This is a genomic window from Pseudoroseomonas ludipueritiae, assembly GCF_014490445.1.
Lineage (GTDB): Bacteria > Pseudomonadota > Alphaproteobacteria > Acetobacterales > Acetobacteraceae > Pseudoroseomonas > Pseudoroseomonas ludipueritiae.
In genome coordinates, this window is the sequence record NZ_JACTUZ010000059.1 from 1 (window position 1) to 24,008 (window position 24,008).

Consider the following 24,008-nt stretch of genomic DNA (forward strand, 5'->3'; position numbering starts at 1 on the left):
CGCAAGCCGGCGGCGGCCAGGAAGACGGCGGCGGCGCCGAAGAAGGCGGCCACCGCGCGCAAGCCGGCGACCACCCGCCGCGGCAAGGCGGCGGCTACCCCCGCGCCGGAGGCGGTGGAAACCCTGACCATCACCGAGACCGTGGTGAAGCGCAGCGCGCCGCGGAAGTCTTCCAGCACCCGCTCTCGCAAGAAGGCGGAGGCGCCGGAGATGCCGGCCGCTGACTCCGGCATGGACAGCGCGGCCGCCGCGGAGAGCGTGTCGCCGCCCGCCCCGGCCGCGGAAGGCAACTCGCTTCCGGAAGAGCTGAACGGCAACTAAGCCGCTCGGCAGGATGAAAGAAGGCGCCACCGGCAACGGAGGCGCCTTTTTTCATGCGCGCGCATCCCCTAGCCTGCGCCGATTGGGGAGAATCAGATGAGCGACAATCTGCGGCGCGTCCTTTACCTCAGCCACGCGCCCGAGAAAGTTTATGCCCTGTGGCGCGCCCGTATGCCGGAAGGCTCCGAGTTGTTGACGCTCTCCGCCAATGACGACGCGGAGCGCCTTGAAAAGCTGGCAATCGCGGATGCCGTGATCGTGGCGCCCGCCGTGCTGAAACCCGAATGGGTGAAGCTGGCGCCGCGCCTGTCCCTGGTGCAGCACCAGGGCGTGGGCTGGGAAGGGGAGACGCCGATCGCGGCCTTGCGGGAGCGTGGTATCCGCCTTGCCATCAATCCACTCGGCACGCCGGAAGTGGTCAGCGAGCATGCGCTGGCGCTGATCTTCGCCTGCCTGCGCCACATTCCCCGCGCCGATGCGGCCATGCGCCGTGGCGAGTGGCTGGGCACCGCCATCCGCCCCATCTCGCGCAACCTGCGTGGGCGCACCGTGGGCATCGTCGGCATGGGTCGCATCGGCTCGGCGGTGGCGGCGTTGTTGCAGCCCTTCGGCGTGCGCGGGCTTTACGCCGACCCGGCGGTGCAACTGCCGGAAGGACTGGAACTGGCGCTGGGCTTCCGCCGCGTGCCGCTGGATGTGCTGCTGCGGGAATCCGATGTGGTCACGCTGCACCTGCCGGCCACGCCGGCCACCAAGCACATCATCAACGACCAGAGCCTGGCGACCATGAAGCCGGAGGCCATTCTGGTGAACTGCGCCCGCGGCGCTGTGGTCGATGAAGCCGCGCTGGCCCGCGCGCTCTCCGCCGGTGTCATCCGCGCCGCCGGCATCGATGTCTTCGAGCCGGAGCCGCCGCGCCCCGACAACCCTTTGCTGCACCTGGAGAATGCCGTGCTGACGCCGCATATCGCCGCCGGTACGCTGGATGCCATGCTGGCCAAGGTGGAAGGCGCCACGGCCAATCTCGGCCGCTTCTTCCGCGACGGCACGCTGGAGAACGAGATCGACCTCTCGGTGCTGCCGTGATCATCCGGCTGTTGCCGCCGGGGGAGCGGGCGCCGATCGGCGCGCTGCTGGATGCCTATGCGGCGGAGATGCGCGGGGTGCTGGCCGGCGATGCCGCGCTGGCCCCCGGTGCCGCCCTGGCGCTGTTGCAGGCGGATGCGCGCACCGAGATCCTGGCCGCCTTCGAGGGTGAGGAGGCGCTGGGCTTCGCGCTGTTCTACGACCTGCCGGAAGCGGTCTTCGCCCGCCGCTGCGGGCAGCTCGACGATCTTTTCGTGCGGGCGGAGGCGCGGGGCAGGGGCATCGCGCGCGGCATGATCGGGGAGCTTCAGGCGCTCGGGCGGCAGCGACACTGGACGCATCTGCGCTGGTTCGTGCCGCCGGAGGATCATGCGGCGCTGGCGCTTTACCAGCGCATTGCGGAGGAGCCGGGCTGGCGCTCCTTTATTCTTCGCCTGGATTCTGCGGCGTCGCTGTAGGGCGGTTGCGCCGCAGGCTGCGGGAGAAGCGCAGGGAGGTGCTGACGAAGCCCTGGGCGCGGTAGAAGGCATGCGCTTCCTCCCGCTGGGTGCCGGTGGTCAGCTCCAACAGGTCGCAGCCTGCCTGCCGCGCCGCCTGCGCGCCCGCCTTCAGCAGCAGGCGGCCGACCCCGCGCCCGCGCTCCGCCTCATCCACCACCAGGGTGGTGATGCGGGCAACGGGGCGCGGGTCTTGCAGCATGGGTGCCCAATGCAGGGCAATCAGGCCCACCAACGGGCCGTAATCGGCTGCCACCAGCAGGGTGCCATGGTTGTCCCGCAGCACCTGCGCCAGCCGCTCAGCGGCCTCCTGTGGCGGAATGGAATAGCCGAGCTGCCCCATCAGCCGCGCGACATCGGCCGCATCCGCCGGCACGGCGCCACGGACCTCGATGCCGCGGAGCGGGCTCCAGGCCATCAGCGCGCCAGCAGCCCGCCCGCCACCAGCAGATCCGCCGTGGCCGGGTTGAAGGCGCAGGGCACGTCATAGACCAGGGCAATGCGCAGCAGCGCCTTGACGTCCACGTCATGCGCCTGCGGTGCCAGCGGGTCCGGGAAGAAGATCAGCGCGCCGATCTGCCCTTCCGCGATCATGCCGCCGATCTGCTGGTCGCCGCCCAAAGGGCCGCTCTTGACGGTGGTGACATCCAGCGCCGGGTTGCGTTCCCGCAGCACGCCGCCGGTGGTGGCGGTGCAGACCAGCTTGTGCCGGTCCAGTTCCGCCGTATGCCGCGCTGCCCATTCAGCCAGGGCGGGCTTCATGCGGTCATGCGCGACCAGGGCGAGCTTCAGGGGCATGCTGCATCCTTTATCCGAAGGTGGAGAGAAGGTCGTCCACCTGCGCCGGAGTCAATGTGCGGGCGGGCATGCCGCGCAGCATCAGCGCCAGCCGGGCGGCTTCCTCCAGTTCCTCGGCGGCATAGACGGCATCAACCAGCGTCTTGCCGGAGACGACGGGGCCATGATTGGCCAGCAGCATCGCACGCGCTTCCAGCGCGGCAGCATGCACCGCTGGCTCCATCGCCGCGTCGCCGGGGCGGTAATAGGGCACCACGGGCAGGCTGCGGCCGATGCGCATGACGAAATAGGGCGTCAGCGGCGGGATGGGCGCGGGCTCGCCCGGCGTGGCCAGGCAGCCGATGGCGGTGGCATGGGTGGAATGCAGATGCACCACCGCGCCGGCCTCCGGCCGCGCCGTCAGCACCGCGCGGTGCAGGAAGACTTCCTTGGAAGGCTTGTCGCCGCCGATATGCTGCCAGTCCCGGTCCAGCCGGCTGATGCGCCGCGGGTCCAGGTTGCCGAGGGAGGAATTGGTCGGCGTCATCAGATAGCCGTCCTCCAGTCGCACGCTGATATTGCCGGCGCTGCCGACCGAATATCCGCGGGCGAAGAGGCTGGCGCCAAGGCGCGCCAGCTCCTCGCGGAGTGCCTGCTCCGTCATGCGCTGAAGGCCTTCAGGAAGAAGTCCCGGGCGCCGAAATTGCCGGATTTCAGCGCCAGGTGCAGGCCGGCGGGCTCGGCATAGGTCCAGGGCACGCCGGGGTCGATCTGCGGCCCGATGCGGAGCGAGGTGACGCCCAGCCGCTGCACCACCGCGCCGGAGGTCTCGCCACCTGCCACCACCAATTGCCGCACGCCGGCCGCGACGAGGTCGGCGGCGATGGTCGCGAGCGCTTCTTCCACCAGCACGCCGGCGGCCTCGCGCCCGAGCTTTTCCTGCAAGGCCGCGACCTTTTCCGGTGGGGCGGAGGCGGCGATGACCACCGGCCGGTCCTCGGAAAGCTTGCCCTGCACCCATCCACGCGCCTGCGCGGCCAGGGCCGCCGCATCCGGCGTGGCCAGCGCGTCCAGTTCCAGCACAGGCACATGGTCCCGCGCCATGCCGATCTGCGCGAGCGTGGCGCGGGAGCAGGAACCGGCGATCACCGCCATGGTGCCGCGCGCTTCCGGCAGTTCGTCTGCATCCTCGCGTTCCGGCAGCAGGCCCTGGAGGCGGAAATTCTCCGGCAGGCCCATGGCGATGCCGGAACCGCCGGTGACCAGCGCGTGTTCGGCGCAGGCACAGCCGATGGCATGCAGATGCGAGTCCGTCACCGCGTCCACGATGGCATAGCGGCGGCCGGCGTCGCGCAGCCGGTGGAATTCGCGGCGGATGGCGGCCTCGCCCTGGTCCACCGCGCTGAAGGGCACGAGCCCGACGCCGCCATCGGTCTGGCGGGAGAGCACGCGCACCAGATTGGCATCGCGCATTGGCGTCAGCGGGTGGTTCTCCATGCCGCTTTCGTTCAGCAGCTTGTCGCCGACAAAGAGATGGCCCTGGTAGATGCTGCGCCCATTCGCCGGGAAGGCGGGGCAGGCGATGGCGAAGCCCGCGTGCAGCCGCCGCATCAGCGCATCGGCCACCGGGCCGATATTGCCTTCATCGGTGCTGTCGAAGGTGGAGCAGTACTTGAAGAAAATCTGCCGCGCACCTCCGGCCAGCAGCGCCTCGCAGGCGGCGAGGCTTTCGGTCACCGCCTGCTTCACCGGCGCGGTGCGGGACTTCAGCGCCACCACCACGGCATCGGCTTCCGGCAGCGGACCTTCCGGCACGCCGATCACCTGCACGGTGGTCATGCCGTGCGCGACCAGCATGGCGGCGAGGTCGGTGGCCCCGGTGAAGTCGTCGGCGATGCAGCCGAGGATAGGCATGGCGTTCTGTCCCGTTTCTTCTAGTTGATGACCCGTGGAGTCTTCGGCGTGGCCTGCGGCAGCGCCAGCACATCGGTATGGCCGACGCGCGCCACCAGGACGCCGCGCGCGGCCTGCAACTGGCGCGCCTTGCGCCATTCCTCGACAGCCGGAGCCAGGACACGGGGCAGGGCGCGGATCGCGGCATCGGCATGGCCATCAGCCAGGGCTTCCGCCATGGCGGGCGTGGCGGCGGGGATGCGCCAGGGGCTGGGGGCCGTGGTGACGGAAAAGCCGCGCGCACGGAAAGCCTGCGCCAGGATGCCCGGCGCTTCCGGCCCCAGGGCGTGGCCGCCAAAGCCCTTGTCGCGCTGTTGGTCACGCCGGAAGCCGCGTGCCACCAGCCTGTCCTTGGGGTGCGGCGGGAAGAAGCCCTCATGGCCATCCACGTTCAACGCGGCATAGAAGGGCACCTGCAGCGCCGCCGCCATCCGCGCCACCCAAGGGCGGGAGACGAGGTCGCCCAGCGCGCTGCTGACCACGCCATCCGCCTGATCCAGCCTCAGGTTGCCGGGTGCATCCGCCAGATCCGCCAGTTGCGCTTCCACGCGCCAGACGCCGACGGGCGTGTGCACCAGCATGATCTGCGGCTTGGGCAGCGTGACCATCCAGCCCACGCGCTCGGCGGCCTCGGCGATGTCGTCGAAGGCACGGTCCAGCAGCGCGGCACTGGAATCCACCAGCGTCCAGATCTGCGTGCGCCCGATATAAGGTGCCAGCCAGCGGAACAGCGAACCCGTGCCGGCGCCAAGGTCGATGATGCGCGGCCGGACCGGCAGCGCATCCGCCAGCAGCAGCGCCAGCGGCACGGAACGCGCGCGGCCGTCGAAGGGCTCGCGCAGTTGCAGCCATTCGGCGTCGAAGCCCTCGCTCATGCGCCGGCCTTTTCCATCTCGGCCAGGAAGGCGGTGGCGCGGTCGGGCCAGCGGGGCAGGGCCTGCCCGGCTTTCCAGGCTTCCTCGGCCATCTCGGCGCGCAGGCCGGTGTCGAAGATCGGTCGGCGCATGGCGCGGGACAGGGAGGTGACATCCCCCGGCGCCGCGATCACGCCCGCTGTTTTCGGCACCACATCGGCGATGGCGCCACCGGCGGTGATGGCCACCGGCAGGCCGCGCGCCAGGGCTTCCGCCGCCGCCATGCCATAGCCTTCCCAATAGGTCGCCAGGGCAAAAAGGTCGGTGCGGGCATAAAGCTGCTCCAGCTCCTCCTGCGGCACCTCACCGGCGAAGGTCACGCGGTTGGCGATGTTCAGCTCCTCCGCCAGCGCGACGAGGGTCTTGGCATGCACGGGGTCGCGCGGGCCGCCGGCGATGGTGAGGCTCCATTCCAGGTCGGTCAGCCGCGCCAATGCGCGCAGCAGCACGTCATGCCCCTTGCGCGGCGTCAGCACGCCCACGGCCAGGATGGCGCAGCCCGCCCCGCCGGAACCCTGGGAACGCGGCGCCGGGTCGGTGCCCGGCTCCACCACGCCGATACGCTCGGCGGTGACGGGGAATTCCAGCGGCAGGCGGTCTGCCGTCAGTTGCGAGGTCGCCACCAGTCGCGCCATGCGCGGGAAGAGCAGCTTTTCCAATTTCTTCAGCCGCGCGCGGTCTTCCTCCGGCACGCCGGGCTCGATGGCGGTGGGGTGGTGGATCAGGCCGATGGCGCGGCGGCGCTCCAGTTCTTCCACCAAAGGTGCGAAGGAAGGCAGGCCGAGGCCATCAATAATGATGCGCGTGTCGTCCGGAATGCTCGCCAGCGCGGCGCGGGCGGAAGCTTCGGCGGCGGCATCGGGCAGCGGGTGGCGGCCTCCCAGCTCCACCACCTCAATCTCATGGCCGGCGGCGCGGAAGCCCTCCACCAGCCGGCGGTCATAGCCATAGCCACCGGAGACGATGCTGAAAGGGCCAGGAACCAGCAGCGCGAGCTTCATCAGAGCGGGGCCTCGTAGGCGGCCCAGGCCAGCGGGCTTTCCCGCAGCAGCACCTTGATGGATTCCACGCCCTTCGCGCCCTCGCCGAAGCGGCCGGCGCGGATGGCCTCGGCCAGCTTGCCGTGAATGAAGCTGCACAGGAACTCGGTGCTGGTGTTCTGCCCGGCGAATTCGGGCAGATCGTCCAGGTTGTTGTAGTCGAAGCCATCCAGGATGCGGCGCAGCTCGACGCGCGCGGCGGCGATGTCGATCAGCAGGTTCAGCCGGTCCAGCCTCGGCGCGCGGAACTCCGCCTCCACCACGAAAGTGGCGCCATGCACGCGCTGCGCCGGGCCGAATTCCTCGCCCTTGAAGCTGTGGGCGACCATGACATGGTCGGCGACGGTCAGGCTGTACATGCAGGCATCTCTTCAGGTTGGTCCGATCAGTAGGTGACGACGGGGCAGAGCGGCGCAACCTCTCCCGGCGCCGCCGGGCCAAGGATGGCGGCATATCGCGCCGGAAGCTCGCCAAAGGAAAGGGTGGGGCCGCAGAGCGCGTCCAGCGCCGGCTCCGCCAGCAGGGACAGCGCCAGGGCCATCCGCTCCGCATGCGTGCGGCGGCCGCGCATGGCGGGGGCGACGTTGCCGACCTGGGTGGAGATCAGTTGCAGCCGCCTGGCATGGAAAGCCTCGCCCAGCAGCAAGCCAACTTCCTTGTCGCCATGCCAGGAGGCTTCGAGGATGCGGGCCTCGAAGGCCGCGCGGCTGAGCGCGCAGCGCAGGCCGGCGGCGCTGGCGGAGGTATGGACGATCAGCTCCTGCTCCGCCGGCGCCGCCTGGGGCAGCGCGAAACGGAGGCCCAGGCGCCGCGCCACATCTTCCCGCGCCGGGTCGGTATCCACCACGGTCACGACCGTGCCAGGAATGCGGCCCAGCAGCCAGCCCGTCAGCAGCCCCACCACGCCAGCGCCCACCACCAGCACGCGTTCCCCCGGCAGCGGGCGGGCGTCCCAGGCGATGTTGAGGGCGGTTTCCATGTTGGCGGCCAGCACGGCGCGGGCATTGGGCACGGCATCGGGGATGGTGATGCACATCTCGCGTGGCGCCAGAAAGAGGTCCTGGTGCGGGTGCAGGCAGAAGACGCGGTGGCCATCGGCCACGGTGCCCACGGTGGCGTAGCCGTACTTCACCGGAAAAGAGAATTCGCCCTGCTGCAGCGGCGCGCGCATGGCCTGCCATTGGCTGCGCGGCACATGCCCCTCGAAGACCAGCCGCTCCGTGCCACGCGAAATGCCGCTGGCCAGGCTGCGCACCAGCACCTGGTCGGCGCCGGGGACGGGCAAGGTTTCCTCGCGGATCTCGCCCCGGCCGGGGGCGGTGATCCAGAAGGCGCGGGCCCTCATGGTGCCTCGCAGACGGCGGGGCGGGCGCGGTGCAGGGCGATGTCGAACAAGATGTCCTCCCCCAGGTTGTGCACGCTCCAGGTGAAGCGCAGGCCATCGGCGATGCGCGCGGCTTCCGGCAGGGTGAAGGCGGGGATGCCGGAACCCAGCAGCACCGGAGCCACCGTGACATGCAGCCGGTCCAGGCAACCGGCGGCCAGAAAGCGGGACACGGTGAGCCCGCCGCCTTCCACAAAGATGCGAGTCAGCCCCCGCGCCGCCAGGAGGCGCAGCAGGGCCGGTAGGTCCAGCCCGCCGATAGGGGCGCGGGGCAGGCGAAGCACCTCGGCGGCGCCATGGGTCTCGGCGCCACCGGCATCCTCGGCGCAGGCCAGCAGGGTCGGCGGGCCGCCCGGGGCGAAGATGCCGTAGTCGGTGCCAAGGCGGCGGTTGGTATCCAGCACCACCCGCAGTGGGTTGGGGCCCTGGCATTCGCGCGTGGTCAGGCGGGGGTTGTCGTGCCGCACGGTGCCGGCGCCCACCACCACGGCATGGCAGAGGGCGCGCAGGCGGTGGGTGTGGAGGATATCCCCCCGGCCGCCGATCCATTGGCTGGAGCCGGATGCGGTGGCGATGCGCCCATCCAGCGTCTGTGCCAGCCGGCCCAGCACCATGCAGCCATCGGCGGCGGTGCCGGGGGCCAGCACCGGCGCGAAGAGGCCGGCCATGCCGCCCTGCGGCAGCGCTGCGCCGCTCAGGCCCCCGCGCTGGCGGAGCAGGGCTTCCCAGGTCGAGTCGTCCCGCGCGGCGTCGAGGCGGTGGCTGTGCATCGCCCCATTCTATGCCGCAGCGGCGGCGGCGGTGCCACCCTGCGCGCGAGGCGGGCGGTTCAGGCGGGCTGGACGCCCCGCCGCTCATCGGCACGGCGCAGCCAGGAGACCAGCGGCAGGGCCAGCAGCACCATCCAGAGCTTGCCCAGCACCTGGCCGGAGAGGAAGGACATGTCGCCGAAAGCGATGAAGAGGAAAGCCGCGCTATCCACCACCACACCCGCGAGGCCCGAGGCCAGCACCGCCAGCACCAGGTTGCGCTTCTGCAGCGGCGTATAGACGGCGAGGTCCACCGTCTCGCTGATCAGGAAGGCGGCGGTGGAGGCCAGCACCAGGGAGGGCGGCGCCAGGAAGGCGGACAGGATGGTGCCGCCGAGGATGGCGATCCAGGCGAAGCCCAGGCCAAGCCGCCGCTGCACCAGGTCCCGCAACACCAGCGCGAGGCCGATCATCAGCACGCCGGAAGGCGCCATGACGCCCGGCGCCACCGGGATCAGGCAGGGGCCATCCGGGGCACAGACGGTGCCGGCATTGCCGATCAGCCAATTGGCGGCGGGAATGGTGAGGCCGAAGGCAATGAGGGCCGCGAAGCCCTCCAGGCGGCGGGTATCGGTCATCTGCGAGTTTTCCCAGGACGGGGCGGGTGCATCCGCGTGTTGCCGCGCGGCGAACCCCCGCGCGTCAGGTGCAGGCTCGATACTCCCGATAGCCCTTGGCGCGCAACTCGCAGGCGGGGCAGGTGCCGCAGCCATAGCCCCAGGGGTGACGGTGCGCGCGGTCGCCCAGGTAGCAGGTATGGGTATCCTCGACGATGGAATCGACCAACGCGTTGCCGCCCAGCCGTTCCGCCAACCGCCAGGTTTCCGCCTTGTCGATCCACATCAGCGGCGTGTGCAGCACGAAGCGCTGCTCCATGCCGAGGTTCAGCGCCACCTGCAGCGCCTTGATGGTGTCGTCGCGGCAATCGGGATAGCCGGAGAAATCCGTCTCACAGACGCCGGTGACGATGTGGCGCAGCCCACGCCGATAGGCCAGGGCGGCGGCGAAGGTCAGGAAGATCAGGTTGCGGCCCGGCACGAAGGTATTGGGCAGCCCGTTCTCCTGCATGGCAATTTCCGTCTGCCGCGTCAGGGCAGTGTCGGAAACGGCCGCCAGGGCATCGAGCTTGAGCGTATGGTCATCGCCCAGCTTCGGCGCCCAATGCGGGAAGCGCGTGGCGATGTTGTCGCGAAAGGCGGCGCGGCATTCCAGTTCCACCTTGTGGCGCTGGCCGTAGTCGAAGCCCATGGTCTCGACATGGGAAAACCGCTCCAGCGCCCAGGCCAGGCAGGTGGCGGAATCCTGTCCGCCGCTGAACAGCACCAGCGCGCCGTCACTCATTCTCTTGTCTCCAGTCTCGCCACGGCCCAGCGCGCGGCATCGGCCACCACTTCGGCCGGATCATCGCACAGGCCCGCCGCCACGTCCCGCAAGGCCGGGATGCCGGAATTACCGATGGCGATCAGCACGTTCCGCACGAAGCGGTCCCGCCCGATGCGCTTGACCGGAGAGCCGCTGAACAGCGTGCGGAAGGATGCGTCATCCAGCACTGCCAGCTCCGCCAGGCGTGGCGCGGTCAGGTCCTCCCGCGCGATCAGCCCGGGTTCACGCCCGTGCTGCGCGAACTTGTTCCACGGGCAGACGGAGAGGCAATCGTCGCAGCCATAGATGCGGTTGCCCATCTTCGCCCGGAATTCCTCGGGGATCGGGCCCTTATGCTCGATGGTCAGGTAGCTGATGCAGCGCCGGGCATCGAGCCGGTAGGGGCCGATAAAGGCATCGGTCGGGCAGGCGCGCAGGCAGCGGGTGCATTTGCCGCAATGGTCCACCTCCGCCGCGTCGGGCGCGAGGTCGAGCGTGGTGTAGATCTCGCCCAGGAAGAGCCAGGAACCGAATTCGCGCGAGACGAGGTTGCTGTGCTTGCCCTGCCAGCCCAGCCCGGCCTGCTGCGCCAGGGGCTTCTCAGCCACCGGCGCGGTATCGACGAAGACCTTTATCTGTTGCTCGCGCCACTGCTCCATCATCCAGCGGCCCAGCACCTTCAGCCGCTTCTTGACGATGTCGTGGTAATCCTTGTGGCGGGCATAGACGCTGATGCCGCCACGGTCAGGCTGGGACAGGATGGAAAGCGGGTCTTCCTCCGGCCCGTAATTCATGCCGAGGGCGATGACGGAGACGGCTTCCGGCCACAGCGCCTGTGGATGCGCGCGCTGCTCGGCGCGGTCCGCCAGCCAACCCATCTCGCCCTGCATGCCGGCGGCCAGGAAGGAATCCAGCCGCGCCCGCACTTCCGGCCCCAGATGCGCGGGCGCGAAGCCCACAGCATCGAAGCCGATCTCCAGCGCTTTCGCGCGGATCAGCGCGGTTGTGTCAGCCGCGGCCACGGTAGTTGGGCACGTCCTGCGGCGGAATCCACACGCCGGCCGGTGCCTCGCCTGTTTGCCAGAAGACATCGATCGGGATGCCGCCGCGCGGGTACCAGTAGCCGCCGATCCGCAGCCAGACCGGGGAAAGCGTTTCCGCCAGCCGCTGGCCGATGCCCACCGTGCAGGCCTCATGGAAGGCGCCGTGGTTGCGGAAGGAGGTCAGGTAGAGCTTGAGGCTCTTGCTCTCCACCAGCCAGTCGCCCGGCACGTAGTCGATCATCAGCTGCGCGAAATCGGGCTGGCCGGTGATGGGGCAGAGCGAGGTGAATTCGGGCGCCGTGAAGCGCACGCAGTAGCGGCTGCCGGGATGCGGGTTGGGCACGCGCTCCAGCACCGCTTCCTCGGGGGTGGCGGGCTGCTGCGTGTTCTGGCCCAGCATGGTCAGGCCGGAAACATCGTGGCTGCTCATGCGGCGGTCTCCTGTGCGGTGGTCCAGCCGGCCTGGATGATCTCCGCTTCCTGGGCGAAGCGGCCGGCGACGATGGCGGCACGGATGCGCGCCATCAGGTTCTGGTAGTAACGGATGTTGTGCCAGGTCAGCAGCATCGGCCCGAGCATCTCGCCCGCCTTGAACAGGTGCAGCAGATAGCCGCGCGAATGCCGGGTGCAGGCGGGGCAATCGCATTCCGGGTCCAGCGGGCCGGTATCCTCGGCATGCTTGGCGTTGCGGATATTCAGCACGCCCCGGCTGGTATAGGCGCGGCCGGTGCGGCCGGAGCGGGTGGGGATGACGCAGTCGAACATGTCTACGCCACGCGCCACGGCGCCGATGATGTCGCTCGGTGTCCCGACGCCCATCAGGTAGCGGGGGTGCGTCTCCGGCAGCATGTCCGCGCAGAAGTCGAGGGTGCGGAACATCTCCTCCTGCCCCTCGCCAACCGCCAGGCCACCGATGGCATAGCCCTCAAAACCGATCTCGGTCAGCGCCTTGCTGCTTTCCGCGCGCAGATCCTCGAAGGTGCTGCCCTGCTGGATGCCAAACAAGCCATAGCCCTCCCGCGGCGTGAAGGCGGCGCGGGAGCGCGCGGCCCAGTCCATCGAGAGCCGCATGGCGCGCGCTGCTTCAGCATGCACCGCCGGGTATTCGATGCATTCGTCGAAGCACATGGTGATGTCGGAATCCAGCAGATGCTGGATCTCGATGCTGCGCTCCGGCGTCACGCGGAAGCGCTCGCCGTTGATGTGGCTCTGGAAGGTTACGCCGTCCTTGTCCAGCTTCCGCAGCTTGGACAGCGACATCACCTGGAAGCCGCCGGAATCCGTCAGGATCGGGCCGTGCCAGTCCATCATCCGGTGCAGCCCGCCCAGCCGGCCGACACGTTCCGCGCCCGGGCGCAGCATCAGGTGATAGGTATTGCCCAGCACGATGCGGGCGCCGGTGGAGCGCACGGCGTCGGCCGTCATGCCCTTCACCGTGCCGGCGGTGCCGACAGGCATGAAGACCGGCGTGGGCACATCGCCATGCGCGGTATGTAGCATGCCGGCGCGGGCCTTGCCGTCATGGCACTGGCAGTTCCAGGAGAGCGTCACTGGGCGGAATCCTCCCGGAACAGCAGGCTCGCATCCCCATAGGAATAGAAGCGATAGCCGGCCGCGATGGCATGGGCATAGGCGTCGCGCATCCGCGCGGTGCCGGAGAAGGCCGAGACGAGCATGAAGAGGCTCGACTTCGGCAGGTGGAAATTGGTCAGCAGCACATCCGCCGAATGGAAGCGGTGGCCGGGCAGCAGGAAGATATCCGTCAGCCCGCGGAAGGGATGCACCACGCCCTTCTCATCCACCGCGCTTTCCAGCAGCCGCAGCGCCGTGGTGCCGATGGCGACGATGCGCCCGCCGCGCGCGCGGGTGGCATTGATGGCGGCGGCGGCCTCTTCCGTCACCTCGCCCCATTCGGAATGCAGCTTATGGGCGCGCGGGTCCTCGGTGCGGATGGGCAGGAAGGTGCCGGCGCCGACATGCAGCGTCACCTCCACCTGCCCGACGCCGCGTGCCGCCAGCGCCTCCATCAGCGCCGGGGTGAAGTGCAGGCTGGCCGTCGGCGCCGCCACCGCGCCGGGCTGGCGGGCGAAAAGATGGGTGTAGTCGTCCCGGTCCTCGGGGCGCGGGCCGTCCGGGCGGGCGATATAGGGCGGCAGCGGCACCTCGCCGGCCTTTTCCAGCGCGGCGGCCAGCAGCGCCTGGTCCGGGCCGAAATCCAGCAGCACGGCACCGCCGTCCTGCCGTTCCACCACGCGCGGCGCGAGTTCCGGCGCGCCTTCGATGGCCAGCACATCGCCGGGGCGCAGCTTCTTGGCGCCGCGCACCAGGGCGTGCCAAGTGCCACCGGCCTCGGCCCGGTTCAGCATGATCTCGACGCGCGCCTCACCGCGGCGGGCATGCAGGCGGGCGGGAATGACGCGGGTGTCGTTGACCACCATCAGGTCGCCCGGTGCCAAGAGGCTGGGCAGATCGGCCACGCCCAGGTCGCGCGTGCCTTCCGCGCCCACCACCAACAGGCGCGCGGAATCGCGCGGGCGCGCGGGTTCCTGCGCGATCAGGGCCTCGGGCAGGGCGAAATCGAAATCCTCGGCCCGCAGGGCGGGCAGGGCGGGGGCATCGGTCTGGGTCATGGGATTCGACCCGGGCGGTAGCGGAGGGGAGAGCGGAAGGCAAGCAAAGCCTCGGCAGGGCAGGGCTGCCCGCCGGGCTTTACTGCTGCGCGGGGCTCAGCCGACGGCGGCCACGCATTCGATCTCCAGCAGGAAATCGGGCACGGGCAGGGCCTTCACCACCGCCGTGGTGCGGGCGGGGAAGGGCGGGGCGCCAAACCACTCGGCATAAAGGCGGTTCATGACCGGGATATCCTCCTCCCGCGTCAGCAGCACATTGACCTTCACGATGCGGCTGCGGTCGGTGCCCGCACGCGCCAGGGTGCGGTCGAGATCCGCCAGCACCGCGCGCATCTGCGCCGGGAAGTCGCCCTTGGCGATCTGCCAGTTCTCGTCGAAAGGCCCGGCACCGGAGACAAACAGCAGGTCTCCCGCCCGCACCGCCAGCGACAGCGGTGGCATGCGCTCGGGCTCGTTCGGCGGGTAATGCGTCAGCATGGCGTTGGCTCCCTTGGAAAGAACGGCCATGGTGGCATTGCCACGCCGAAGCTGAAAGCCGGCGGGCGGCGCGGAATTTGCATCCTGGCCCGCGCGAACACACCAGCTGGAGCGTCACCATGCCGCAAGCCGATACCGCCCGCTTCCTTCAGGACCTTTACGACCTGCGGAAGATCGGCGCCTTCAAGACCGGCGTGCATCGGCCGACTTATAGCCCGCAGGACATGGAATCCCGCCGCTGGCTGATGGAGCGGATGCGGGAGGTGGGACTGGAACCCTCCATCGACGGCATCGGCAATGTCTTCGGCCGCCATACCGGCCCTGGCCCGCATATCCTCGCCGGCAGTCATATCGAGAGCCAGAACGAGGCCGGCTGGCTGGATGGCGCGCTGGGCGTCGTCGGGGCCCTGGCCATGGCACGGGCGGGCCTGCCCGTGGATGTCTGCGCCTTCGCGGATGAGGAAGGGCATTTCGAGGGCGGCTTCCTCGGCAGCAAGTCGATCATCGGCGAATTGCCGGAGGAAGAGATCGACCGCAGCCGCAACCGCACCGATGGCACGCCGCTGCGGGACGCGCTGCGCGCCGCCGGGCTGGAAGGCCTGCCGCGCCTGCAAATCGACCCGAGCCGCTACAAGGGCTTCTTTGAGATGCATATCGAGCAGGGGACGCAGTTGGAGCGCGCCGGGCTGCGCATCGGCGTCGTCACCGGCATCGTCGCCATCTGGCAGTTCCGGCTGGTGGTGGAAGGGCAGCAGGACCATGCCGGCGGCACCACCATGGCGGAGCGGAAGGATGCGGGCCTGACGGCCGTGCGCCTGCTGGCCGCCATCGACCAGGAATTTCCCCGCATCTGCGGCGAGCGTTCCACCTGGACCGCCGGGCGCATCACCCTCGACCCCGGCGCGCCCTCCATCATCCCGGGCAAGGCCGACATCCTCTTCCAGTTCCGCGACATCTCGATGGAAACGCTGGAGCGGATGGAGGCGACGCTGCGGCGGCTGGTGCAGGAAAGCAACCGGCGGGAACGCTGCGCCACCACCCTGCATGTGGTCAGCCGCTCCAGGCCCGCGCTGAGCGACCCGGCGATGATGGCGGCGCTGGACGCGGCGGCCGAGGCGGCGGCGCCCGGCCAGTGGCAGCGCATGCCCAGCGGCGCCGGGCATGACGCGCAATACCTGGCCAAGCAGATGCCGGCGGTGATGCTCTTCGTGCCCTCGATTGGCGGCATCAGCCACCATTGGGCGGAAAACACCAGCGATGAGGACCTGGCACTGGGCGCCCAGGTGCTGGTGGATGGCGCCGCGCGCTATCTCGGCCTGGGCTGAGCGCGGCTTCGGCGCGCCGGGCTCGCGGCCCGGCGCGCGACACTCTCAGCGGGTGCCGTCCACCAGCTTGGTGAAGTCGGCGTCCAGCGAGGCCAGGGCGGTGTCGATCCGGCCGCGCTGCTCGCGGACCCAGCCTTCCTGCTGCCCCAGCGCCTGCCGCGCCCCGGCCAGCATGCGCGTCATCTCGGCCGGCTGCGGGCCGCCGCTGGTGGCGCGGTTGCGCACGATGGCCACGGGGTCGAGCGTGGAGCGGAACTCCGCCTCGCTCATCGGCAGCTCGCCGCCTTCCACCTTCATCTCGGCCAGGGTCGCGGCATAGATGCGCTTCGCTTCCTCATAAGGGAAGTCGGTGGGCTTGATGTCGTGGTTCTTGGCATGGTCCACGATCTCGGAAGCGAAGTGGTGGCCGACGCGGAAGGGCAGGCGGTACTTCCGCATCAGCACATCCGCCAGTTCCTGCGAGGCGGTCCAGTCGCTGTTCAGCTCCTCCAGCGCCCGCTCCGGGCTGATGACCAGGGCGTTCAGGATGCGGTCCCAACCCTGCAACATCCGCAGCGTGGCGGCGACCATGGCGGAATTGTCCCGCACGCTCTTGGGGTCGGACATGCCGGGGGTGATGTTATGGGCCTGCATCACGCGGCCCATGGCCAGCGATACCACGGTGGAGGCCTGGCTGCGCGTATCGTTCAGCAGGCCCGGGTTGCGCTTCTGTGGCATGGCGCTGGAGACATAGGTATTGCCGCCGCCCTCCTGCAGCAGGATCCAGGGGCGGGACTGCGCGTACTGCGTCATGATGTCTTCGATGAAGGCGCCGGCATGCAGGGCGATGCTGGTGACCACGGCCCCTACCTCGACCGGTTCCTCGGCCGAGGAGATCTGTCCGGCGTCATAGGCATTCTCCACCACCGCCGGGAAGCCGAGGTAGCGCGCCATCCGCTCCCGGTTCAGCGGCCAGCTCGTGCCGTTCAGCACCGTGGTGCCCATGGGGGAGCGGTCCACCCGCGCGAAGGCTTCCCGCAGGCGTTGCGCGTCCCGCTCCAGCCCGGCGACATGACCGAGCAGGTAATGGCCGAAGCTGTTGGGCTGCGCCGCCACGCCATTGGTGTAGTTGGGAACGATGGTCCCGGCATGCTTCTCCGCCAGCCCGACCATCGTGGCCGTGGTCTTGTGGAGCTGCTCGGCCAGCTTCAGCAGGTCGTCGCGGATGATGGCGGCGCGGTAGGTGGCATGCATGTCCTGGCTGGAGCGCCCGGCATGCAGCAGCGTCGCTTCCACTCCTGCCGCCTCGATCAACAGCGGCTCGAAGGTGATGACGCTGGAGGGGCGCTTGCCACCCGGCTGCGCGCCCGCCTTCAGGACATCGGCGAGGCCGGCGGCAATGCGTGGTGCCACCGACCGGTCCAGCAGACCCTCATCGGTATTGATGACGGCGGTGGCCTTGTTGATCTCGCCCAGCCAGAAGAACTCGTCGCGGGCCGTGGGCTGCTGCGCCAGGGCCGGCAGCGCGCAGGCGGAGAGGGCGAGGGCTCCGAGGTAGGATCTGAACCGGGACATGCTTCCTCCATCATGATGCGGCTGATGGTCGCCAGATGGCTTGGCTTGCGCCAGGGAAGCAACGGCACGTCACCGCGAGCGGTGGCGGCGCTCAGGCGGCCATCACATCTCCACCCACTGCCGCAGCAGGTTATGGTAGGTCGCAGTCAGCGCCAGCACGCCGGGATGGTCGTCCGGCAGGTCGGCGCGGGTCTGGCGGATGCCGTTGTCCAGGCCATAGAGCAGGGCGCGCTGGCCATCGTCCTTCACCATGGATTGGGTCCAGAAGAAGCTGGCCCAGCGGCTGCCGCGCGTCACCGGGTTGACGCTGTGCAGGGAAGTTGCCGGGTAGAGCACCAGGTCCCCGGCCGCCAGCTTCACCTGCTGCGTGCCATAGGTATCCTCGATCACCAGCTCGCCGCCGTCGTAATCCTCCGGCGGCGTCAGGAAGAGGGTGGAGGAGACATCGGCACGCAGCCGCCCGCCGCCCGGCACGTAGCGGATGGTATTGTCCACATGCGCGCGGAAGGTCATGCCGGCGTCGTAGCGGTTGAACATTGGTGGATAGACCCGCAGCGGCAGCGCGGCGGAGGTGAAGGTCGGGTTCCGCCCCAGCGCGCGCAGCACCAGCTCGCCCAGCTCCCGTGCCTCACGCGAATTCTCCGGCACCTGGAGGTTCAGCTTGGCCTGGCTGGCCTGCTCCCCGGCCGTGACGCGGCCATCGACCCAGGCGGCGGCCTCCAGCACCTGGCGGCAATGCGCCACCTCGGCGGGGGAGAGGAGCTGGGGGATACGGATCAGCATGGCGGCATCCTTTGCTTGGTGGCGGCAACGGAAAACGGGCCGCGCAAGGCGGCCCGTTCCCATTGACCCGCTTGCGCCGGCTCAGAACTCGGCGGCGAGGGAGACCAGCACGGTCCGGCCGGGGCTGGGCACCACGCGCCCGCCGAAGAGGGCAGTGTAGTTCAGCTCATTGGTCAGGTTGTAGCCATTCACCTGCAGGCGGAGGTTGTCGTTGATGCGGTGGGAGACCACCGCGTCCAGCGCGAAGTTGGACGGCGCCTGGGCGGTATTGGCCGCATCCAGGAAGACCTTGCTGCGCCAGGTGATGCCGCCGCCCACCGTCAGGTTCAGCGGCTCGTTCCGGTTGAACTCATAGGTGGTCCAGAGGGAGGCCGCGTGCTCCGGCACATACTGCACGCGCTTGCCGCGGTTGGCGGGCGTGGTCGATTCCGTCGTCTCGCTATCCATGTAGGTATAGGCGGCGTTGAAGTTCCAGTTCGGCAGGATCTGGCCGGTCACGCCCACTTCCAGGCCCTGGTTGCGCTGCTTGTCGCTGGTCTGGATTGCATCTCCGCTGACCGGGTCGGACTGGAGCGAATTGTCCTTGTCGATGCGGTAGAGCGCGCCGAAGAGGCCAAGGCGGTCGTTGTCCAGCACACTGACCTTGGCGCCGATCTCATAGATCGTGTTGCGCTCAGGCTTGAAGCTGTCGCGGAACTGACCCACAGCCGCTGGGAAGGTGGTGAAATAGGAACCTGGTGGGGTCGAGGAAGTCGAGTAGCTGGCGTAGTAGGTCTGGCTGCGCGTCGGCTCGAAGACCACGGCCACGCGCGGGTCCCAGACATCCACACCGGTGTCGATGCTGGTGCGGCCGGTGGCGACGCCGGGGGTGCCGGCGTTGTAATCCACCTCATAACGGCTCCAGCGCAGGCCACCGATCACCGAGAGTTCCGGGATCAGGTAGAGCCGCTCGTTGACGAAGATGCCGTAGCCGGTCGTCTCGGTGTCGCGGAAGTTGGTCGCGTTGGCGCTGACGCTCTGGAAGATGTCGTTGCCGCCGCCGCCCCACATCCTGATCTCCGGGCGGGCAGAGGTGTAGCTGTAGCCCTTGCGGTTCAGCTCCTCGTGCCAGATGTCGAAGCCGGCGGTCAACTCATGCCGCAGCGGGCCGGTGGTGAACCGGGCCGTGGCGGTGGCGACATTCTGGATGGACCAGTTGCTCTGCTTATAGGGGCTGACACCGCCGGTCGTGGCAATGAGCGGATTGCCGCCGCGCAGGAATTCTGCCGAGCAGGCAGCATTGCAGGAGATGGGCGAGAAGGCGAAGTCGCGGTCGTACCAGCCGACACGGAAATCGTTGGAGAGCGTCAGCCAGTTGTTCAGCTCATGCGACAGGCGGGCCGTGACGCGGTCCACCTGCACCTTGTCGCGGTCGTTGCTGGTGCCGTACCAGGTGCTGCGCCCCAGCCCCAGCTCGGTGGCGGGAGTGCTGTAGCGGCCGTTGGAGTAAGAGATGACAGGGATGCCGGCATCGGTCGGTTGGTCGTATTCGTAGTGCAGATATTCGAGCGAGAAGGTGGTGTCGGTGCCCAGGCCGAAGGCGATGGAGGGCGCGATGCCCCAGCGATGGCCGCTGCCGGTGTTGCGGTCCACCGCGCGGGCGGACTGGCCCATCAGGTTCAGCCGGACGGCGCCGGTGTCGCTGAACTGGTAGTTCGCATCGGCCGTGGCGCGGGCGAAGGGGCCCATGCCGCCGGTGACCGTGGCGCCGAGGCTGTTGCCCAGATGCGGCAGGCGCGAATTGATCGCCACGCCGCCGCCCACCGAACCGGTGCCCAGGGCGTAGCCGGAGGGGCCCTTCAGGACGGAGACATCTTCATAGGTAAAGGCATCACGCACATAGGCGCCGAAGTCGCGCAGGCCATCCACATAGATGTCGTTCTGGGCGGAGAAGCCACGGATGCGGAACTGGTCGCCGGTGACGCCGCCATTGCCCTCGCCGGCGCTCATCGTGATGCCGGGGACGTTGCGCAGCGCCTCCTCCAGCGTGGTGACGTTCTGCTGCTCCAGCACCTCACGCGGCACCACATTGATGGTCTGCGGCGTGTCCTGCACCGTGCCGGGCAGGCGGTTGACGGCATTGCCGCGCTTCAGCGTATTGGCCGGGGCGTTCGCCTGCACGTCGATGTTCGGCAGCACGACGGTGCCCTCGGGCGCCGCGGTCTGCGCCTCTGCCGTGCCTGGCAGCGCCATGGCGACACCCGCCATCATCGCCGCCTGAGACACCGTGCTCACCAAGCTCTGCCGCCTGCTCATCAGACCCGCTCCGGACAACTAAGAATGATTTTCATTATGATTATCACCAGAAAGCGTCAACGTGGCCAGAACAGGATTGGACGGGTTGTTGCCGCAGGGACACAGTGTCGCGCGGGCCGTGCTATGGCATGCTGAAGGCGGGATGGCGGCCGATGGCCTTCCCTCCGCCGGCCTCGCGGCGGCGCCACCTGCCCGGAGCCCTGTTCCCATGCATCGCCGCATGCTGATTGTCGCTGCCCCAGCCCTTCTCCTGGCGCCAGGCGTGGCACTGGCGGTGCCTGACGATGCGGCATTGCGCGCCCTGAACCGCGCCGTGGTGGAGACGGCGGTGCTGCCCGGCTACCGCGCCTTCGCCGCCGCCGCCACCAGCTTCGCGGCCAATCTCGCGGCCCTGGCCAAGGCCCCTGCCGAAGCCACGGCGCTGCAGGCGGCACGGCAGGGCTGGGGGGAGGCGATGCTCGCCTGGCAGGGGGTGCGCCACCTGCGCTTCGGCCCGGCGGAACTCTTCAGCCGCCACCAGCGCGTGCAGATCTGGCCCGACCCGCAGGATACCGTGGGCCGGGACCTGGGCGAGGCCATCGCGCGGCGGGACGCGGCCTTGCTGGAGGTGCGGCCGGAATCCCTCTCCAACATCACCACCCTCGGCCTGCCCGCCGCCGAGCGGCTGCTCTTCGGCGATGCCGCCGCGCTGCGGCTGGCGGCCGGCGATGCCGAGGCCGCCTATCGCGCCGCGCTGCTGGGCGCGGTGGGCGCGACCCTGGCCGCCATCGCACGCGACATGCTGGAAGGCTGGAGCACCGGCCCCAACCCCTATGCCGCCGTGATTGTCGAGCCGCGCGCGCCTTATGCCTCACCCAAGGAGGCCACGCTGGAGCTGTTCCGCGCCATGCACGGGGCGCTGGAGGGCGTGGCGGGGCGCAAGCTCTCCGAGGCGCTGTCCAGTGGCCAGCCGCAGCGGCTGGAATCCTGGCGGGCGGAGCTGTCCGGCCGCGAGCTGGCCGCCAATGTCGCGGCGGCACGGGCGATGTTCCGTGGCGGCTTCGGCCCGGCGCTGGAAAAGGACGGGCAGGGGGAACTGGCCACGTTGCTGTCCCGCGCCTTCGAGAGCGCCGCCGCCGCCGCCGAGGCGCTGCCTCTTCCGATAGAGCATGCCCTGGCGGACCCGGAGCGACGCGGCCGTATCATGGCCCTGCAGGCGCAGGCGACCGCCCTGCGGGACCTGCTGGCGGAGCGCCTGCCGCCGGCCTTGGGCATCCCCTCGGCCGTCGCGCCGCTGGAAGCGAACTGATCGGGCCTGAAAGGCTGGACAAGCGGACGCATCGGGAGCAGGAGCAGCCCCCCATGTCCGATCAGTCCAATCCCACCGAGGACGAGGGTCTCGAAACCCTCTTCGCCGGCTATCGCCAGTTCCGAGAAACCGTGTGGCCGGAGCGGCGCAAGCTCTTCGAAACCCTGGCGCGCGATGGCCAGCATCCGCGCGCCCTGGTGATCTCCTGCTCCGACAGCCGGGTGGACCCGGCGATGGTCTTCGGCGCCGGGCCGGGGGAACTGTTCATCATCCGCAACGTGGCCAACCTGGTGCCGCCCTATAAGCCGGATGGCGATTACCACGGCACCTCCGCCGCGCTGGAATTCGCCGTGCGGGTGCTGCAGGTGCCGCGCATCATCGTGCTGGGCCATGCCATGTGCGGCGGCGTCCATGCCCTGCTCAACGGCTTCCCCGACAGCGCGCGGGATTTCGTCGCACCCTGGATGCGTATCGCCAACGAGGCCCGTAGCCGTGCCCTGGCCTGCGACCCCGTGGATGCACAGACTGCCTGCGAGCAGGAAACGGTGAAGCTCTCGCTCCGCAACCTGCGCAGCTTTCCCTGGGTGGCGGAACGGCTGGCCGAGGGCAGCCTGCGCCTCTACGGCGGCAGCTTCGATATCCGCTCCGGCGTCCTCACCTTATTAAAAGACGACGGCAACTTTTACCCGGCTTGAGCGTTGCCGCGCCACAGCATGCCGCATTCCAGACCCAAGATGGCCGCAACTCCGCCGCGCCTGGGATGTTCGCTGGCAGCCTGAGACGAGGAGTATCTGTATCTTGAAGCGCCGCGATGCCCTGCTCGGAGCCTTGTCGCTGTCGACGCTTTTCATAGCGGAGGAAACGGCACATCTGTCCGAGGCGCAGGCTGCTGGTCCGGCGGAAGCGCCTTTTGACGGCAATACCGTGCGCGAAGCCGCACGTGCGCTGGCAGCCGAGGCCTACAAGGCCCCCAGCGAAAGCCTGCCGGCGCCGCTGAGCGACATCGGCTACGATCAATACCGCGACATCCGCTTCCGCCCCGACCAATCGTTGTGGCGGCCGGAAGGGCTGCCGTTCCAGATGCAGCTCTTCCACCGGGGCTTCCTGTACAAGCCGCGGGTGGAGATCTTCGAGGTGTCGGAGGGGAGGGCGCGGCCTGTCCGCTACAACCCCGACCTTTTCACCTTCCAGAACATGCAGCGGCCGCCGAACGAGGATCTCGGCTTCGCCGGCTTCCGCCTGCATGCGCCGATCAACCGCCCTGAATATTACGACGAGGTCTGCGCCTTCCTGGGCGCCAGCTATTTCCGCGCGCTGGGCAAAGGGCATATCTACGGCCTTTCCGCGCGCGGCCTGGCGCTGAACACGGCGGACCCGAAGGGCGAGGAATTCCCGCTCTTCCGCTCGTTCTGGGTGGAAAAGCCGCGGGAGGGCGTGAACGCCATCACCGTGCACGCGCTGCTGGACAGCCCTTCCTGCGCCGCCGCCTTCCGCTTCGCCATCCGCCCGGGGCCGACCACGATCTTCGACGTGGAATCCACCGTCTATCCCCGCACGGATATCACCACCGTGGGCGTGGCGCCGCTGACCAGCATGTTCTGGTTCTCCCCGCTCAACCGCGCCGGCCGCGACGATTGGCGCCCGGCGGTGCATGACAGCGACGGGCTGCTGATGCTGACCGGGCGGGGGGAGCGCATCTGGCGCCCGCTGAACAACCCGCGCGACCTGCAGGTCTCCATCTTCAGCGATGTCAATCCGCGCGGCTTCGGCCTGATGCAGCGCCGCCGCGACTTCGCCAGCTACGAGGACCTGGAGGCCCGCTACGAGAAGCGGCCGAGCCTCTGGATCGAGCCGATCGGGGATTGGGGGCAGGGCGCGGTCCATCTGGTCGAGATCCCGACCAATACCGAGATCCACGACAACATCGTGGCCTTCTGGCGCCCGAAGGACCCGCTGAAGGCCAAAGGCGAATACCGCTACACCTTCCGCATGCACTGGTGCAACGAGGCGCCGGTGGACCCGGGCCTGGGCCGCATCACGGCTGTTTACTCCGGTGCCGGCACCCAGCAGGGCCTGCGCTACTTCGTGCTGGATGCCGAGGGCGGCGCCCTGCGCGACCTGCCCGCCGATGCCAAGCCGGAGCTGATCGTCACCGCCAATCAGGGCGAGATCCGCAATCCCGTGGCCTATCGCAACCCGGAAAGCGGCGGCTGGCGCATCGCCTTCGAACTGGCGCCGGGGGATATCCGCGGCATCGAGTTGCGGGCGGAATTGCGGAGCGGCACGCAGCCGCTGGCTGAAACCTGGCTCTACCGTTGGACAGCCTGACGGCCATGGATGGCGCCGGCATCGACAGGGGCTGGCAGGCACTCCCACCGGAAGCGCCGCTGGAGATGCCCGTGCAGTCGCTGCGCGCGCGCCCGGCGCGGCGGCCCGGCGGGCTGCCCTCGCGCCCCGCGGCCAGCTGGCT

26 protein-coding genes are annotated in these 24,008 nt (G+C 69.3%); 6 read left to right on the forward strand and 20 right to left on the reverse strand.

Annotated features, from left to right (window positions below; all coding sequences use genetic code 11):
- The coding region (locus tag IBL25_RS13890) for a hypothetical protein (RefSeq protein WP_187779142.1) at positions 1-290 on the reverse strand (290 nt) is incomplete at its 3' end.
- Between the two features lie 127 nt (positions 291-417).
- On the opposite strand from IBL25_RS13890, the gene IBL25_RS13895 reads away from it, so the two are divergent.
- Together IBL25_RS13895 and IBL25_RS13900 are read left to right on the forward strand one after the other, a co-directional pair.
- A complete protein-coding gene (locus IBL25_RS13895; RefSeq protein WP_187779143.1) occupies positions 418-1,407 on the forward strand; it encodes a 2-hydroxyacid dehydrogenase in 990 nt (329 codons plus the stop codon).
- Entirely contained in the window at positions 1,404-1,865 is a 462-nt protein-coding gene (locus tag IBL25_RS13900; RefSeq protein WP_187779144.1) for a GNAT family N-acetyltransferase, read from the forward strand. Before IBL25_RS13895 ends, IBL25_RS13900 begins: the two co-directional genes overlap by 4 nt.
- Here IBL25_RS13900 and IBL25_RS13905 read toward each other — a convergent pair.
- The 16 genes from IBL25_RS13905 to IBL25_RS13980 all read right to left on the reverse strand — a co-directional run bounded on the left by IBL25_RS13905 (position 1,831) and on the right by IBL25_RS13980 (position 14,323).
- Positions 1,831-2,322, reverse strand: a complete 492-nt coding sequence (locus tag IBL25_RS13905) for a GNAT family N-acetyltransferase (RefSeq protein WP_187779145.1) — start codon at positions 2,320-2,322, stop codon at positions 1,831-1,833. The genes IBL25_RS13900 and IBL25_RS13905 overlap by 35 nt on opposite strands.
- Positions 2,322-2,702: a methylglyoxal synthase gene (locus tag IBL25_RS13910; protein ID WP_187779146.1), complete on the reverse strand. Its 381-nt coding sequence runs from the start codon at positions 2,700-2,702 to the stop codon at positions 2,322-2,324. Before IBL25_RS13910 ends, IBL25_RS13905 begins: the two co-directional genes overlap by 1 nt.
- 10 nt (positions 2,703-2,712) lie before the next feature.
- Positions 2,713-3,345, reverse strand: a complete 633-nt coding sequence (gene otnC / locus IBL25_RS13915) for a 3-oxo-tetronate 4-phosphate decarboxylase (RefSeq protein ID WP_187779147.1) — start codon at positions 3,343-3,345, stop codon at positions 2,713-2,715.
- Positions 3,342-4,595 (reverse strand): 3-oxo-tetronate kinase, encoded by a 1,254-nt coding sequence (otnK, locus tag IBL25_RS13920; RefSeq protein ID WP_187779148.1) that lies wholly within the window; start codon positions 4,593-4,595, stop codon positions 3,342-3,344. The genes otnC and otnK overlap by 4 nt, the downstream gene beginning before the upstream one ends.
- Positions 4,596-4,615: 20 nt before the next feature.
- Complete coding sequence (locus IBL25_RS13925) at positions 4,616-5,509, reverse strand: class I SAM-dependent methyltransferase (protein WP_187779149.1); 894 nt, start codon at positions 5,507-5,509, stop codon at positions 4,616-4,618.
- The gene (locus tag IBL25_RS13930; protein WP_187779150.1) at positions 5,506-6,549 is read right to left on the reverse strand and encodes a glycosyltransferase family 4 protein; all 1,044 of its coding nucleotides are present in this window, start codon (positions 6,547-6,549) and stop codon (positions 5,506-5,508) included. The genes IBL25_RS13925 and IBL25_RS13930 overlap by 4 nt, the downstream gene beginning before the upstream one ends.
- Complete coding sequence (locus tag IBL25_RS13935; protein ID WP_187779151.1) at positions 6,549-6,947, reverse strand: 6-pyruvoyl trahydropterin synthase family protein; 399 nt, start codon at positions 6,945-6,947, stop codon at positions 6,549-6,551. The genes IBL25_RS13930 and IBL25_RS13935 overlap by 1 nt, the downstream gene beginning before the upstream one ends.
- Before the next feature lie 26 nt (positions 6,948-6,973).
- Positions 6,974-7,933, reverse strand: coding sequence for an MDR/zinc-dependent alcohol dehydrogenase-like family protein (locus tag IBL25_RS13940; protein ID WP_187779152.1), 960 nt, complete (start codon positions 7,931-7,933; stop codon positions 6,974-6,976).
- Positions 7,930-8,742 (reverse strand): RibD family protein, encoded by an 813-nt coding sequence (locus IBL25_RS13945; RefSeq protein WP_187779153.1) that lies wholly within the window; start codon positions 8,740-8,742, stop codon positions 7,930-7,932. The genes IBL25_RS13940 and IBL25_RS13945 overlap by 4 nt, the downstream gene beginning before the upstream one ends.
- A gap of 59 nt (positions 8,743-8,801) precedes the next feature.
- Positions 8,802-9,359 carry a VUT family protein gene (locus IBL25_RS13950; protein WP_187779154.1) on the reverse strand — a complete coding sequence of 186 codons (558 nt, stop codon included), beginning with the start codon at positions 9,357-9,359 and terminating at the stop codon, positions 8,802-8,804.
- Positions 9,360-9,423: 64 nt separating this feature from the next.
- Positions 9,424-10,122, reverse strand: coding sequence for a 7-cyano-7-deazaguanine synthase QueC (gene queC, locus IBL25_RS13955; protein ID WP_187779155.1), 699 nt, complete (start codon positions 10,120-10,122; stop codon positions 9,424-9,426).
- Positions 10,119-11,165 carry a tRNA epoxyqueuosine(34) reductase QueG gene (gene queG, locus IBL25_RS13960; RefSeq protein ID WP_367615608.1) on the reverse strand — a complete coding sequence of 349 codons (1,047 nt, stop codon included), beginning with the start codon at positions 11,163-11,165 and terminating at the stop codon, positions 10,119-10,121. Before queG ends, queC begins: the two co-directional genes overlap by 4 nt.
- Complete coding sequence (queF, locus tag IBL25_RS13965; RefSeq protein ID WP_187779157.1) at positions 11,152-11,616, reverse strand: preQ(1) synthase; 465 nt, start codon at positions 11,614-11,616, stop codon at positions 11,152-11,154. Before queF ends, queG begins: the two co-directional genes overlap by 14 nt.
- On the reverse strand, positions 11,613-12,737 hold the full coding sequence (gene tgt, locus IBL25_RS13970; protein ID WP_187779158.1) for a tRNA guanosine(34) transglycosylase Tgt: 1,125 nt from the start codon (positions 12,735-12,737) through the stop codon (positions 11,613-11,615). Before tgt ends, queF begins: the two co-directional genes overlap by 4 nt.
- A complete protein-coding gene (gene queA, locus IBL25_RS13975; protein ID WP_187779159.1) occupies positions 12,734-13,816 on the reverse strand; it encodes a tRNA preQ1(34) S-adenosylmethionine ribosyltransferase-isomerase QueA in 1,083 nt (360 codons plus the stop codon). The genes tgt and queA overlap by 4 nt, the downstream gene beginning before the upstream one ends.
- Before the next feature lie 96 nt (positions 13,817-13,912).
- Complete coding sequence (locus IBL25_RS13980; protein WP_202986772.1) at positions 13,913-14,323, reverse strand: RidA family protein; 411 nt, start codon at positions 14,321-14,323, stop codon at positions 13,913-13,915.
- Positions 14,324-14,412: 89 nt separating this feature from the next.
- On the opposite strand from IBL25_RS13980, the gene IBL25_RS13985 reads away from it, so the two are divergent.
- Positions 14,413-15,618: a Zn-dependent hydrolase gene (locus tag IBL25_RS13985; RefSeq protein WP_187779161.1), complete on the forward strand. Its 1,206-nt coding sequence runs from the start codon at positions 14,413-14,415 to the stop codon at positions 15,616-15,618.
- A 45-nt stretch (positions 15,619-15,663) separates the two neighbouring features.
- Here IBL25_RS13985 and IBL25_RS13990 read toward each other — a convergent pair whose 3' ends face one another.
- From IBL25_RS13990 to IBL25_RS14000, 3 genes are all read right to left on the reverse strand, one after another.
- Positions 15,664-17,172, reverse strand: coding sequence for an argininosuccinate lyase (locus IBL25_RS13990; protein WP_187779162.1), 1,509 nt, complete (start codon positions 17,170-17,172; stop codon positions 15,664-15,666).
- Between the two features lie 102 nt (positions 17,173-17,274).
- Entirely contained in the window at positions 17,275-17,955 is a 681-nt protein-coding gene (locus IBL25_RS13995; RefSeq protein WP_187779163.1) for a Fe2+-dependent dioxygenase, read from the reverse strand.
- 81 nt (positions 17,956-18,036) lie between these two features.
- Positions 18,037-20,229, reverse strand: coding sequence for a TonB-dependent receptor (locus IBL25_RS14000; protein ID WP_367615609.1), 2,193 nt, complete (start codon positions 20,227-20,229; stop codon positions 18,037-18,039).
- A 229-nt stretch (positions 20,230-20,458) separates the two neighbouring features.
- Between IBL25_RS14000 and IBL25_RS14005 the strand changes: the two genes are divergently transcribed.
- From IBL25_RS14005 to IBL25_RS14015, 3 genes are all read left to right on the forward strand, one after another.
- Entirely contained in the window at positions 20,459-21,538 is a 1,080-nt protein-coding gene (locus IBL25_RS14005) for an imelysin family protein (protein WP_187779165.1), read from the forward strand.
- A 53-nt stretch (positions 21,539-21,591) separates the two neighbouring features.
- Complete coding sequence (locus IBL25_RS14010) at positions 21,592-22,233, forward strand: carbonic anhydrase (protein ID WP_187779166.1); 642 nt, start codon at positions 21,592-21,594, stop codon at positions 22,231-22,233.
- 103 nt (positions 22,234-22,336) lie between these two features.
- Positions 22,337-23,866: a glucan biosynthesis protein gene (locus IBL25_RS14015; protein WP_238940421.1), complete on the forward strand. Its 1,530-nt coding sequence runs from the start codon at positions 22,337-22,339 to the stop codon at positions 23,864-23,866.
- The last annotated feature ends 142 nt before the right edge of the window (positions 23,867-24,008 follow it).